Here is a 13,648-nt window from a genome sequence, read left to right on the forward strand (position 1 = left end):
ATAAGCATGAATCTTCACGAGTATCAGGGTAAGCAGCTGTTCGCTGAATACGGCCTGCCAGTATCCAAAGGCTACGCAGTAGACACCCCGGAAGCAGCAGCAGAAGCGTGCGACAAGATTGGCGGCACTGAATGGGTTGTCAAAGCCCAGGTTCACGCTGGTGGTCGCGGTAAAGCGGGTGGCGTCAAGCTGGTTCGCAGCAAAGAAGACGCGGCAGCCTTCGCACAGCAATGGCTGGGCAAGCGTCTGGTGACTTACCAGACCGACGCCAACGGTCAGCCAGTGACCAAGATCCTGGTTGAGTCCTGCACCGACATCGCTAAAGAGCTGTATCTCGGCGCTGTAGTGGATCGTTCGAGCCGTCGTATCGTGTTCATGGCTTCCACTGAAGGTGGCGTGGACATCGAGAAAATCGCTCACGACACTCCTGAGAAGATTCTCAAAGCCACTATCGATCCACTGGTTGGCGCTCAGCCATTCCAGGGTCGCGATCTGGCTTTCCAGCTGGGTCTGGAAGGCAAGCAGGTCACTCAGTTCGCCAAGATCTTCACCGGTCTGGCCAAACTGTTCCAGGACCATGACCTGGCTCTGCTGGAAGTGAACCCGCTGGTTATCAAGGCTGACGGCGATCTGCACTGCCTGGACGCCAAGATCAACATTGACGCCAACGCCATGTACCGTCAGCCAAAGCTGAAGGCTTTTCACGATCCATCGCAAGATGATCCACGTGAAGCCCATGCTGCCAAGTTCGAACTGAACTACGTGGCGCTGGAAGGTAACATCGGTTGCATGGTCAACGGTGCTGGCTTGGCCATGGGTACCATGGACATCGTCAACCTGCATGGCGGCAAACCTGCCAACTTCCTCGACGTTGGTGGCGGCGCAACCAAGGAACGCGTTACCGAAGCGTTCAAGATCATCCTGTCCGACAGCAATGTCGCCGCAGTATTGGTCAACATCTTCGGCGGCATCGTTCGTTGCGACATGATTGCCGAAGGCATCATCGGTGCAGTGAAAGAAGTCGGCGTTAAAATCCCGGTTGTTGTTCGCCTTGAAGGCAACAACGCTGAACTGGGCGCTAAAGTACTGGCAGAAAGCGGTTTGAACATCATCGCAGCTACCAGCCTGACCGACGCTGCTCAACAAGTTGTCAAAGCTGCGGAGGGCAAGTAATGAGCGTCCTGATCAATAAAGACACCAAAGTAATCTGCCAGGGCTTCACCGGTTCGCAGGGTACTTTCCACTCCGAGCAAGCCATTGCCTACGGCACCAAAATGGTTGGCGGCGTGACTCCAGGCAAAGGCGGCACCACGCACCTGAACCTGCCAGTGTTCAACACTGTGAAAGAAGCGGTAGAAACCACTGGCGCTACTGCCAGCGTAATCTACGTTCCTGCTCCTTTCTGCAAGGATTCCATCCTTGAAGCAGCATTCGCCGGCATCAAGCTGATCGTGTGCATCACCGAAGGCATTCCTACCCTGGACATGCTGGATGCCAAGGTCAAGTGCGACGAGCTGGGCGTGGTCCTGATCGGCCCTAACTGCCCAGGCGTGATCACTCCGGGCGAATGCAAGATCGGCATCATGCCAGGTCACATTCACTTGCCAGGCAAAGTAGGCATCGTGTCGCGTTCCGGCACCCTGACTTACGAAGCTGTGAAGCAGACTACTGACGCCGGTTTCGGTCAGTCGACTTGCGTTGGTATTGGTGGTGACCCGATTCCTGGTTCCAACTTCATCGATATCCTGAAGTTGTTCCAGGAAGACCCGAAGACCGAAGCGATCGTCATGATCGGTGAGATCGGCGGTTCGGCTGAAGAAGAAGCGGCTGCCTACATCAAGGCACACGTAACCAAGCCGGTTGTTTCCTACATCGCTGGTGTGACTGCCCCTGCGGGCAAGCGCATGGGCCATGCTGGCGCAATCATCTCCGGCGGCAAAGGTACTGCAGACGAGAAGTTCGCAGCACTGGAAGACGCTGGCGTGAAAACCGTGCGTTCCCTGGCTGACATCGGTAAGGCTTTGGCCGAGCTGACTGGTTGGGCTGTCAAGTAAGCTTCTGCTTACCTGATCGAGCAATCGACAAAGGCCACCTTCGGGTGGCCTTTGTGCGTTATGGGATATAGCACTTGTTGGAGCGAGGCTTGCCCGCGAAGGCGTTCGTTCAGCCGACCGCAATGCTGGTAGGGGAACCGCTTCGCGGGCAGGCCTCGCCAACGGATTTCCAGCGTTCAGAAAAGGTGCGTTCATCGCCCGGTGCGCCCTCTATCAGTGCAAAACACACGCAAATTGGTTAGGCTAGCGGCCATTTTGTGCAGGGTGGTTCTCACAAGGAGTCACCGCACAGTCAGGTCGGTCCTAAAAGGGCTGGCAGCATTTCCCTTATCCGCCGGGAAATCTCCTCTAAATTTCGATTTGAATGTGTGGTTTCCTTCTGATGAAAGTGTTGAAAGGCCGGGACATCCTGGCACTTGGTTTTATGACGTTTGCCCTGTTTGTCGGGGCTGGCAATATCATCTTCCCCCCGATCGTTGGTTTGCAGGCTGGTCCCCATGTGTGGATGGCTGCGCTCGGCTTTCTGGTCACTGCGGTAGGTCTACCGGTGATCACGATCATCGCTCTGGCCAAGGTCGGCGGCGCCATGGATGCGTTGAGCAGCCCGATTGGCAAGGTCGCCGGTGGGATTCTCGCAGCGGTGTGCTATCTGGCGGTGGGTCCGCTGTTCGCCACGCCGCGAACGGCCACTGTCTCGTTTGAAGTAGGCCTCGCGCCTCTGACAGGCGACAGCCCGATGGCGTTGTTTCTGTACAGTCTGGTGTATTTCGCGGTGGTGTTCTGGGTTTCGCTGTATCCGGGGCGTCTGCTGGATACCGTGGGCCGCTTTCTGGCGCCCTTGAAAATCATCGCTCTCGCGGTGCTGGGCATTGCGGCCTTCGCGCTGCCTGCCGGGGATGTCGGGATTGCCGAGCCTGCGTATGCTGCGGCTCCGTTCTCCCAAGGTTTCATCAACGGCTACCTGACCATGGACACGCTTGGCGCGCTGGTCTTCGGGATCGTCATCGTCAATGCCATTCGCTCACGTGGTGTCGAGTCGCCAGCCTTGATCACCCGTTACGCAATCATCGCCGGCCTGATCGCCGGGGTAGGGCTGGCGCTGGTTTATATCAGTCTGTTCCGCCTCGGTTCCGGGAGTCACGCGGTGGCGGCCGGGGCGAGCAACGGCGCGGCGGTGCTGCATGCTTACGTGCAACACACCTTCGGCTCCTTGGGCAGCGGCTTCCTGGCGGTATTGATTTCCCTGGCGTGTCTGGTGACCGCCGTGGGCCTGACCTGCGCCTGTGCCGAGTATTTCAGTCAGGTGCTGCCGTTGTCCTATAAAGCCCTGGTTTTGATTCTGGCGCTGTTCTCGTTGCTGGTATCTAATCTGGGCCTGACCAAGCTGATCATGTTCTCGATCCCGGTGCTGACGGCTATTTACCCGCCTTGCATCGTTCTTGTGGCCCTGAGCTTCTGCAAGGATTTCTGGCAATCCCAAAGCCGGATCGTCGCGCCAGTCATGCTGGTGGCAGCGGTGTTTGGCGTTATCGATGCGATAAAGGGCGCAGGTTTTGCTGACCGCATGCCGCACACCCTGGCAAATCTGCCGCTGAGCGATCAAGGCCTGGCCTGGCTGGTGCCGTCCTTGATGATGCTGGTTGTTGCGTTCGTGATCGATCGTGCGCTGGGCAAGCGAAGCGAAGCGCTGGCATGACACGTATTCCAAAGGTCGGAAGGCTGATGTTTAGCCAATACGCGATCTGAAAGTCATCTGCCAAAAACTAATAAAGCCCGCAATTGCGGGCTTTATTATCTGAAGACTTCTCAGCTTACTTGGTCGTGGTTGGCGCCGGGGCCTGACCATTGGCTTCTTTTGCGCGCTGTTGAGCGGCTTCTGCATTTTTCTGTGCAGCTTCCTGGCTTTCTTTAGCGGCGTCGTTCACTTTATCCTGAGCCTTCGCCATCGACTCCTGGGATTCCTGTGCAGCTTTGTTGGCATCTTGCTGGGTGTTTTCGGACTTCTTGTCACAGGCGGCAAGGCCCAAAGTGGCAGAAAGCATCAAGGCATAAGCTAAAGATTTGCGCATGGGGTATTTCTCCTTATTGAATATCTACGAGCCTTCGAGCATTGGGCTTTTCATTAAGTTCCAGCCATCGTTCAGATAGATTGTGTTTGCGTATCAAGGGCTTCGCGTTGAGTCCGCGACGGCACCGAAGCATTTTGCAACTACTGCAGCCGGGAAATGAAAGTCGCACATGCGTGAAACCGTCGTACTTGAGCGTGCCAAGCGTTCCCCTGCGGCGTTGCCCGCTTGTCCGGTTTCCGTTCGGGCGTCATGCGTGCCGACACAAATGGCATGACGCCGGTGCTGGCTTATTCCGAGAAAATCATTGGGATTGGCCTCGTCTTGCCGTTCATTGCGTGGGCTGCGCTCGAAGAATTGCCGAAGCTGAATTGCGCGCCCTTGAAATCCCGGTCCCAGCCCCCACTTTGATGACTACCCGCCGCCCGACACAGATTCATGTCTTGTCTGGTGGCTTTGCCATCTGATTGGAGTTTGATGACCATGAGTGTGGAAACTCAAAAGGAAACCCTGGGCTTCCAGACCGAGGTAAAGCAGCTGCTGCACCTCATGATCCATTCGCTGTATTCCAACAAGGAAATTTTCCTTCGCGAATTGATCTCGAACGCCTCTGACGCCGTCGATAAACTGCGCTTCGAAGCACTGTCCAAACCGGACCTGCTTGAAGGCGGCGCCGAGCTGAAAATCCGTGTGAGCTTCGACAAGGACGCGAAAACCGTCACCCTCGAAGACAACGGCATTGGCATGAGCCGGGAAGATGTGATCACCCATCTGGGTACCATCGCCAAATCCGGCACTGCAGATTTCATGAAAAACCTTTCTGGCGATCAGAAAAAGGATTCACACCTGATCGGTCAGTTCGGCGTGGGCTTCTATTCGGCCTTCATCGTTGCCGATCAAGTCGAAGTGTTCAGCCGCCGTGCCGGCTCGCCTGCCAGCGAAGGCGTGCATTGGTCCTCCAAGGGCGAAGGCGAGTTTGAAGTCGCTACCCTGGAAAAAGCCGAGCGCGGTACGCGTATTGTCCTGCACCTGAAAAGTGCTGAAGATGAATTCGCCGACGGTTACCGTCTGCGCAACATCATCAAGAAATATTCCGATCACATCGCTTTGCCGATCGAGCTGCCGAAAGAACAGGCCGCTGCCGAAGGTGAAGAAGTGCCTGCCGTTGAATGGGAAACCGTCAACCGCGCCAGCGCACTCTGGACCCGTTCGCGCACTGAAGTGAAGGACGAGGAGTACCAGGAATTCTACAAACACGTTGCCCATGACTTCGAGAACCCGCTGAGCTGGAGCCATAACAAGGTTGAAGGCAAGCTGGAATACACCTCGCTGCTCTACGTGCCGGCCCGTGCTCCGTTCGACCTGTATCAACGTGAAGCGCCGCGTGGCTTGAAGCTGTACGTGCAGCGCGTATTCGTCATGGATCAGGCCGAGTCGTTCCTGCCGCTGTACATGCGCTTCATCAAGGGCGTGGTCGACTCCAATGACCTGTCCCTGAACGTGTCCCGGGAAATCCTGCAGAAAGACCCGATCATCGATTCGATGAAGTCCGCGCTGACCAAGCGTGTGCTGGACATGCTGGAAAAACTGGCGAAGAACGAGCCTGAGCAATACAAGGGTTTCTGGAAGAACTTCGGTCAGGTCATGAAAGAAGGCCCGGCAGAAGATTTCGCCAACAAGGAAAAAATCGCCGGCCTGCTGCGTTTCGCTTCGACTCACGAAGAGAGCGGCGAGCAAGTCGTTGCCCTGGCCGAATACCTGGCTCGCGCCAAGGACGGTCAGGACAAGATTTACTACCTGACCGGCGAGACCTACGCCCAGGTCAAAAACAGCCCGCACCTTGAAGTCTTCCGCAAGAAAGGCATCGAAGTACTGCTGTTGACCGATCGCATCGACGAGTGGCTGATGAGCTATCTCAGCGACTTCGACGGCAAGGGTTTTGTCGATGTGGCGCGTGGTGATCTGGATCTGGGCAAGCTTGATTCCGAAGAGGACAAGAAGGCTCAGGAAGAAATCGCCAAGGATAAGGAAGGTCTTATCGAGCGTTTGAAAGCCGCGCTGGGCGAGTCCGTCAGTGAAGTGCGGGTTTCCCATCGTCTGACCGACTCTCCGGCAATCCTGGCCATTGGCGAGGCTGATCTGGGCATGCAGATGCGCCAGATCCTCGAAGCCAGCGGGCAGAAGGTTCCGGACTCCAAGCCGATTTTCGAATTCAACCCGGCGCACCCACTGATTGGCAAGCTGGACGCCGAGCAGAGCGAAGAGCGCTTCGGCGATCTGTCGCACATCCTGTTCGATCAGGCGGCACTGGCCGCAGGTGACAGCCTGAAAGATCCGGCTGCTTACGTGCGCAGGCTGAACAAGCTGCTCGTTGAACTGTCGGTTTAACACGACGTGTTACAAAAACCCGCTTCGGCGGGTTTTCTGATTTTGGTCCGTGCATTTTTCTTTCAATGATTGAGGAGTCAGCGATGAGCAGCAACGTTACTGTCAGTTCCGTGGTGTACCAGATTGATGGCCAGCCGTACGAAAGCCGTCTCGTATTTGACTCCGGCGATGCTTCGTCGCGTCCGGGCCTGTTGATGGCGCCCAACTGGATGGGTGTCAGCGAAGGTGCCGAGAAAATCGCCCAGTCCGTGGCCGAGCAAGGTTATGTGGTATTGCTGGTGGATCTCTACGGGCAGGGCGCACGCCCGCAGAACGCTGATGAAGCGGGCGCCGCGATGATGCCTCTCAAGAATGATCGCGCTGAACTGCGCAAGCGCATGCAGGCGGCTCTTGAGCAACTGCTGAGCCAGACCGACGCGCCGGTCGATGCCGACAAAGTCGCCACGTTCGGCTTCTGCTTCGGTGGTTGCTGCTCACTGGAACTGGCTCGCACCGGCGCTAATCTGAAGGCCGCCGTGTCGTTCCATGGCACGCTGGACACGCCGAATCCGGCTGATGCGAACAACATCAAAGGCTCGGTTCTGGTTCTGCACGGCGCTGCCGATCCCTTGGTACCAAAAGAGCAACTGCCCGCCTTCGAAGCCGAGATGGACGCAGCAGGCATCGATTGGCAGCTGACCAGCTACGGCGGCGCGGTGCATTCGTTCACCGATCCCGAGGCTCAGACTCCAGGCAAAATGATGTACGACGCCAGGACGGCGAAACGTGCGTTCGCATCGATGCATAATCTGCTGGATGAAGTGTTCAAGGACTGATTCAGTTTCGCCGGTATGGTGTACGCCTGGTGACGAACCTGAGGGGGATTCTATGTTTGGCGGCAACCCTCAGACGCCGCCGATGAGTTGTCTGAGCCGATGTCCTCCCGGATAAATCCGGTCCTACAGAATCGCGCCGATTTCGAAATCGTAGGAGCGAATTCATTCGCTCCTACGAGGACGGCGCTGAACCCGTTGGAGCGAGGCTTGCCCGCGAATCAGGCGCCTCGGTGAATCAGATACACCGCGTTATCGTTCTTCGCGGGCAAACCTCGCTTTAACGGAACGCTTTGCGCCTTATAATCTTTCGCGAATAAATCTCCCACGGCGCTTCGGCGTTCACGGCAATTCAATCCTGCCACTTTCCCCCGGCACCGTTGGCCAATCTCCTGCCGCCCAACGCTTGCGGGCTGCTTCAATCAACGCCGGATCACTGGCGACAAAGTTCCAGTTCATGCGCCGTGGGCCGTCCAGCGGGGCGCCGCCGATGAGTACCGCGTGACATTCGCTCTCCGCGCACAGCGTCACTTCCTGGCCAGCATCAAGCACGATCAGGCTGCGGGTTTCTACAGCTTCGCCATCTAATGATGCTTCGCCACTGAGCACATACAGCGCCCGTTCTGCATGTTCGGTGGGGATCAGCAGCGTCGTGGCGGTCTGCATGTGCAGTTCGGCATAGAGCGTCGGTGACAATACTGGCACCGGCGAGGTCAGGCAGAAACCGCTGCCGGCAATCATGCGGATCCGGATGCCCATCTCATCACTGACCGGCAGGCTGCTGGCCGGATGATGACTGTAATGACCTGCGCCTGATTCAAAAGCCTTGGGCGACGCCAGCCAGATTTGCAGGCCGTGCATCCTGGAGCCCCTGGCCAGCAGATCGTCGGGCGTGCGTTCGATGTGGGCAATGGCCGCGCCTGAAGTCATCCAGCTGACTTCGCCCGCATGAACGTGTTGGTCGCTGCCCAGACTGTCCTTGTGCAACAGGCGGCCTTCGAACAGGTAAGTCAGGGTCGACAGACCAATATGCGGGTGCTGGCGAATGTTCATGCCGGTGCCCGGCGCGTAGGCGGTTTCCAGCATGTGATCGAAAAACACGAACGGCCCGACGCTGCGGCATTTGGCCGAGGGTAGGGGGCGCAGGATGGGTTGGCCTTCGACGTCTTCGGCGCGGGGTTTGATCGTGAGCATCAGGGTTTCTCGACTGGGCGCGCATGCAAAAGGAAATATCCTACCTGCATAGGCTGAATCGACCCAATAAAAAAGGCGCCTCGAGAGGCGCCTTTCTGACAGCTGCGAAGCGGGGCGAATTACTTGCCCTGCCAGCGCTTCATCACCAGCGTGGCGTTGGTGCCGCCGAAGCCGAAGCTGTTGCTCATGACCTGGTCGATTTTTGCATCTTCCCGGGTCTTGAGCAGGATCGGCATATCAGCGACAACCGGGTCCAGTTCGTCGATGTTGGCGGAACCGGCCATGAAGTTGCCTTCCATCATCAGCATGCAGTAGATCGCTTCGTGAACGCCGGCGGCGCCCAAGGAGTGACCGGACAGGCTCTTGGTGGAACTGATCGCCGGAGCGTTGGTGCCGAACACTTCGCGCACGCCTTCCATCTCTTTCGCGTCACCGACCGGAGTCGAAGTGCCGTGAGTGTTGATGTAGTCGATCGGGCCTTCCACTGTGGACAGGGCCATCTGCATGCAGCGGATGGCGCCTTCGCCGCTTGGCGCAACCATGTCGTAGCCATCGGACGTAGCGCCGTAGCCAACGACTTCGGCGTAGATCTTCGCGCCGCGCGCCAGAGCGTGTTCCAGCTCCTCGACCACGACCATGCCGCCACCGCCCGCGATGACGAAACCGTCACGCTTGGCGTCGTAGGCACGGGAAGCTTTTTCCGGAGTTTCGTTGTACTGGCTGGACAGTGCGCCCATGGCGTCGAACAGGAACGACTGGCTCCAATGCTCTTCTTCGCCACCGCCGGCAAAAACGATGTCCTGCTTGCCCATCTGAATCTGTTCCATGGCGTTGCCGATGCAGTGAGCACTGGTGGCGCAGGCAGATGCGATGGAGTAGTTCAGGCCCTTGATCTTGAACGGCGTGGCCAGACAGGCTGAAACCGTGCTGCTCATGGTCCGCGTAACGCGATACGGACCTACGCGCTTGACGCCTTTTTCGCGCAGGATATCCAGCGCTTCCATCTGATTCAGTGTCGAAGCGCCGCCGCTGCCGGCGATCAGGCCGGTGCGCGGATTGGAGACTTGCTCCTCGGTCAGGCCCGAATCGGTGATGGCGTCTTTCATGGCCAGGTAGGCATAAGCTGCCGCATGGCCGACGAAGCGATAGATCTTGCGATCGATCAGCTCTTCGAGGTTGAGGTCAATGGAGCCGGAAACCTGGCTACGCAGACCCATTTCGGCATATTCCGGATTGAAACGGATGCCAGGGCGGCTTGCACGCAGGTTGGCGGAGACGGTCTCTTTGTCATTGCCCAAGCACGAAACGATGCCCAGACCAGTGATAACGACGCGGCGCATGCGGATAACCCTTAGAAGTTGTCAGTGGAGGTAAAGACGCCGACCCGAAGGCCTTCGGCGGTGTAGATCTCGCGACCGTCGACAGTGACCGAACCATCAGCGATGGCCAGGTTCAACTTGCCTTTGAGGACGCGTTTGATCTGGATGTTATAGGTGACTTTCTTTGCAGTTGGCAGCACCTGGCCGAAGAATTTCACTTCGCCCGAGCCCAATGCACGACCGCGGCCCGGCAAACCCTGCCAGCCGAGGAAGAAACCGACCAGCTGCCACATGGCATCGAGGCCCAGGCAGCCTGGCATTACCGGGTCGCCTTCGAAGTGACACGCAAAGAACCACAGGTCTGGATTGATATCCAGCTCGGCGACCAATTCACCTTTGCCGTACTTGCCACCGCCTTCGCTGATGTGGGTGATGCGATCAACCATCAGCATGTTGGGGGCGGGCAGTTGCGCATTACCTGGGCCGAACAGCTCGCCGCGACTGCAACGCAGCAGGTCTTCCCGGGTAAAGGCGTTTTGTTTGGTCATGCGAGCTCCTCAATAATCTGGTGCGGCAGGGTGGGGCGCCATTTGCCCCAGGATCCAGTCCTGGCCGGCTGACTCGCCAGGACTCTGCCGGCAGCCTACTCATAGACTATTGCGTTGTAGTGAAAGTCACAGCACAAGGGAAATGAAAGCACACTTGTGCACTGAAATTTATCATCCGGCCGACTTCGATTGTCGATACGGCTACCAAGACTGCCGCAATTTAGCATTTATCGCCAGTCGCAGATGTCCGAAAGGACAGCCAGCGCTGTAAAACCTGCTGTAAATCAGTACGTTTGAAGGGTTTTGCGAGGTAATCGTCCATCCCCGCCTGTAAACAGGCGTCGCGATCACCCTGCAATGCGTTGGCGGTCAGGGCGATAATCGGCACCTGCTCCAGCCCCGGAAGCTGGCGAATCCGCCGAGTTGCTTCGTAGCCGTCCATGACCGGCAGTCGGCAATCCATGAAAATCACTGCGTAATTGCCGCTGCCCGCCATGCTCACGGCCTGGGCGCCATCGGTAGCGGCGTGCACCTGAAAGCCTAGGCTGTGCAACATTGCCTGAACCACCGTGCGATTGACCTGATTGTCTTCCACCAGCAACACGCAACGGTCCTCGCCGTCGTCATCTTGCGGGCCAGCCAACGCGCCGGCCGTATCGGCGACCTCCACCGGCAAGCGTGCCAGCGCGAGCTCCAGCGTGAAGGTCGAGCCCAGGCCTTCCTCGCTCCTGGCGCTGAGGACGCCGCCCATGCGTTCGGCCAGGGTGCGCGCAATCGGCAGGCCCAGGCCCGTGCCGCCGTAGCGCCTGGAGATTGAACTGTCGGCTTGCTGAAAAGCATCGAACATCGATTCCAGGCGATCTGCCGAAATCCCGATGCCGCTGTCGCGAACCGTGCAGGTGAACAACACCCGCTGCGCTTCCAGTTCCTGGCAACCGGCCTGGATACAGACACTGCCGGTTTCAGTGAATTTCAGGGCGTTGCCAATCAGGTTGACCAGGATCTGGCGCAGCCGGGTCGGGTCGCCTGACACATTGAAAGAGCCAAGTCCGGCCTGCAGGTCCAGTTGTAGCGACAGGCCCCGTTGCTGGGCGTTGTGCTGGAACGCCTGGGTCGAAGTGGTCATTACCTCGGCGAGATTGAACGCGATGTTCTCCATTTGCAGGGCATTACGTTCGATCCGCGAGAAGTCGAGAATATCGTTGATGACCTTGAGCAAATGTTCCGTGGACTCGGTCGCCAGCGCCGCGTACTCGACCTGCTCCTCGGTCATGCGTGTGGTTTCCAGCAACTGCAACATGCCCAGCACGCCGTTCATGGGGGTGCGCAGTTCGTGGCTCATCATCGCCAGAAAATCGGATTTGGCCCGGTTGGCCCGTTCGGCTTCTTCCCGGGCCTGAATCAACTGATCGATGGATTGCTGTTGTTCGCGGCTGGCTTTTTCCAGATTGAAAGCCAGGTTGTTGATATGTCGCGCCAGGTCACCCAGTTCGGCGTCGTCGGGCACCGGCAGCGGGGTGTTGTAATCGCCTTGCTGGATCGCCTTGACCGCATCGCCCATGTCACTGATCGGCTGTGACAGGCTGGAGGCCAGGCGGCGGGCCAGCAGGAAGGTGAACAGCAGCGCGAACAGCGCCAGAATGCCGGCCTTGAGGAGGATCTCCTGCTGCCGCTGGCTGAACGCGTCGTTGGACATGCCCACCAATACCCGGCCCAGATAATCTTCCACAGGCTTCGCCGCTTCTGCACGAGCACCGAGGAAGTCGTTGCTGAGTTTGATTCGCTGGGAGCGAATCGGCGCCTGGAAAATCTCCACCTGTTTGGGGTTGCCGCCATTCCTGCCGGGTTGCTCGACGAACACCAGGACATTGTTGGCGCTGTCCTGCACTTCAACGAAACGAACATGAGGCGTGGACAAGGTGGCGCGCATCAGCCCCCTGAGTACCTCGTCATTGCCGACGATAACCCCGTATTCCGACGCGGGGGCCAGCTGGTTGGCGATTAGCTGGCCGGTGTGGTTGACCTCCTGGCGCAGGTCCTGGATTCGCACGAAGGTGAAGAAGCTGATCAGCAACAGTGTCAACAGCAACGCAGGCCCGAGGCTGATCATCTGGGTGCGGGTGTTGATGTCCCATTGGCGGGGTTTATTCATGGTTGGCGCTCCGCATCGGTCAGGCTCGCGGTCAGCGCCGCGTCATTGATGGGGGCGATGCCGAGCGAGCGTGCGACCCGAGGATTGCTCACGACCTTGAAGTACGGGGGATAGAACGCGCGTGGCCAGCTGGCGGGAGGCATATCCAGCAGTTCATCAAGGGTGTCGAGCCAATCGTGCTGGTCGCTGTAGGTGCTGGCCAGGCTGCCGGCCGTGACGAAACCTGCGTTGGGGCCGAGCAGCGCCAGTTGTTGCGCATAACTGCTGAGTAACAGGTTCTTGGCGGTCCTGGCGTTGTACAGCTCGGTATCGTCCAGCCCGAGCAATACGTCACTGCGGTTCAGCAATGCGCTCAGTGGGCGGTTGTCGGCGACAGATCGCCAGGATTGGGAAACGATCTTCAAGCCCATCGGCGCGGCAGCGTGGCGCGTTTCCTTGAGCAGGAACTGGCTGTCACTGTCGAACAGCACGCCGACTTGTCTGGCTTGCGGCAACAGTTGCCGGATCAGTTTGAGCTGCCGCGAGACGGGCGGGTCGCTCCACAGCAGGCTCAGATTTGGCGGGCGTTTTTCTGCGAGGCGCTGATGGGCCTCGATCCGACTGATGCGCAGCACCAGCGTCGCCGGGCCCTGGCTGTCCAGCAGGCGCCAGTCCAGGCTGCCCGGATCAAGCAGGATCAGGCGTGTATGTTCCGGGATTTTGCCGGGCACGGGCAGCCTGCCAGTCGTGGCAAAACGCACGGAATCCTCGGGTCGCCGCTGGGCCAGGTCGCTGACAAAGGCCTGCACCTCGGGGCTGTCTTCGGTGGCCGTCAACAGGACGTCAGCTGCGCAAGCGCTGTTCGCCAGCAGCAGGCCGGTGACGATGCAGCCCAGATGTCCAATCCATAAGCCCAACGCTGTATCCATACTCATCCGCCCGGTGATTTCTGTCGTGCAGCGAAGTTTTCCAATCGCCGGTGGTCGTAATGATTCCAGTAATAGTCGGGCATGGTAACCGAGACGTGGCTTATTTCCATGGAACTTGCCCCCGGTCGTCGGCGCGGCGGGGATGAAATACAGCTAATGAGCGGCGCGATGACACAGTTTGTCGCTGGCTGACACTGCAACGCTCCG

Annotated in this window: 11 protein-coding genes; 5 read left to right on the top strand and 6 right to left on the bottom strand. The window is 58.3% G+C overall.

Annotated features, from left to right (window positions below):
- Positions 1-6 precede the first annotated feature (6 nt).
- The 3 genes from sucC (at position 7) to brnQ (ending at position 3,750) form a co-directional block, all read left to right on the top strand.
- The gene (gene sucC / locus AFK24_RS18230; protein ID WP_020289320.1) at positions 7-1,173 is read left to right on the top strand and encodes an ADP-forming succinate--CoA ligase subunit beta; all 1,167 of its coding nucleotides are present in this window, start codon (positions 7-9) and stop codon (positions 1,171-1,173) included.
- The gene (sucD, locus tag AFK24_RS18235) at positions 1,173-2,054 is read left to right on the top strand and encodes a succinate--CoA ligase subunit alpha (protein ID WP_065834548.1); all 882 of its coding nucleotides are present in this window, start codon (positions 1,173-1,175) and stop codon (positions 2,052-2,054) included. The genes sucC and sucD overlap by 1 nt, the downstream gene beginning before the upstream one ends.
- A gap of 382 nt (positions 2,055-2,436) precedes the next feature.
- The gene (gene brnQ, locus AFK24_RS18240; RefSeq protein WP_065834607.1) at positions 2,437-3,750 is read left to right on the top strand and encodes a branched-chain amino acid transport system II carrier protein; all 1,314 of its coding nucleotides are present in this window, start codon (positions 2,437-2,439) and stop codon (positions 3,748-3,750) included.
- 115 nt (positions 3,751-3,865) lie between these two features.
- On the opposite strand, the gene AFK24_RS18245 is transcribed toward brnQ, so the two are convergent.
- Entirely contained in the window at positions 3,866-4,123 is a 258-nt protein-coding gene (locus tag AFK24_RS18245; RefSeq protein WP_065834549.1) for a hypothetical protein, read from the bottom strand.
- Between the two features lie 480 nt (positions 4,124-4,603).
- Here AFK24_RS18245 and htpG point away from each other — a divergent pair, with 480 nt between their 5' ends.
- A complete protein-coding gene (gene htpG, locus AFK24_RS18255; RefSeq protein ID WP_065834551.1) occupies positions 4,604-6,508 on the top strand; it encodes a molecular chaperone HtpG in 1,905 nt (634 codons plus the stop codon).
- Between the two features lie 83 nt (positions 6,509-6,591).
- Positions 6,592-7,323: a dienelactone hydrolase family protein gene (locus tag AFK24_RS18260; RefSeq protein WP_065834552.1), complete on the top strand. Its 732-nt coding sequence runs from the start codon at positions 6,592-6,594 to the stop codon at positions 7,321-7,323.
- Positions 7,324-7,662: 339 nt separating this feature from the next.
- Here the strand turns inward: AFK24_RS18260 and AFK24_RS18265 are convergent, their stop codons facing one another.
- The 5 genes from AFK24_RS18265 to AFK24_RS18285 all read right to left on the bottom strand — a co-directional run bounded on the left by AFK24_RS18265 (position 7,663) and on the right by AFK24_RS18285 (position 13,447).
- Positions 7,663-8,514, bottom strand: a complete 852-nt coding sequence (locus AFK24_RS18265) for a pirin family protein (protein WP_065834553.1) — start codon at positions 8,512-8,514, stop codon at positions 7,663-7,665.
- A 119-nt stretch (positions 8,515-8,633) separates the two neighbouring features.
- A complete protein-coding gene (fabB, locus tag AFK24_RS18270; protein WP_020289313.1) occupies positions 8,634-9,854 on the bottom strand; it encodes a beta-ketoacyl-ACP synthase I in 1,221 nt (406 codons plus the stop codon).
- 11 nt (positions 9,855-9,865) lie between these two features.
- On the bottom strand, positions 9,866-10,381 hold the full coding sequence (fabA, locus tag AFK24_RS18275) for a 3-hydroxyacyl-[acyl-carrier-protein] dehydratase FabA (protein ID WP_020289312.1): 516 nt from the start codon (positions 10,379-10,381) through the stop codon (positions 9,866-9,868).
- A gap of 220 nt (positions 10,382-10,601) precedes the next feature.
- Positions 10,602-12,533: a response regulator gene (locus AFK24_RS18280; protein WP_065834554.1), complete on the bottom strand. Its 1,932-nt coding sequence runs from the start codon at positions 12,531-12,533 to the stop codon at positions 10,602-10,604.
- Positions 12,530-13,447: an ABC transporter substrate-binding protein gene (locus AFK24_RS18285; protein WP_065834555.1), complete on the bottom strand. Its 918-nt coding sequence runs from the start codon at positions 13,445-13,447 to the stop codon at positions 12,530-12,532. The genes AFK24_RS18280 and AFK24_RS18285 overlap by 4 nt, the downstream gene beginning before the upstream one ends.
- Positions 13,448-13,648 lie beyond the last annotated feature (201 nt).

Source organism: Pseudomonas syringae, from assembly GCF_001698815.1.
In the GTDB taxonomy this organism is placed as follows: domain Bacteria; phylum Pseudomonadota; class Gammaproteobacteria; order Pseudomonadales; family Pseudomonadaceae; genus Aquipseudomonas; species Aquipseudomonas syringae_A.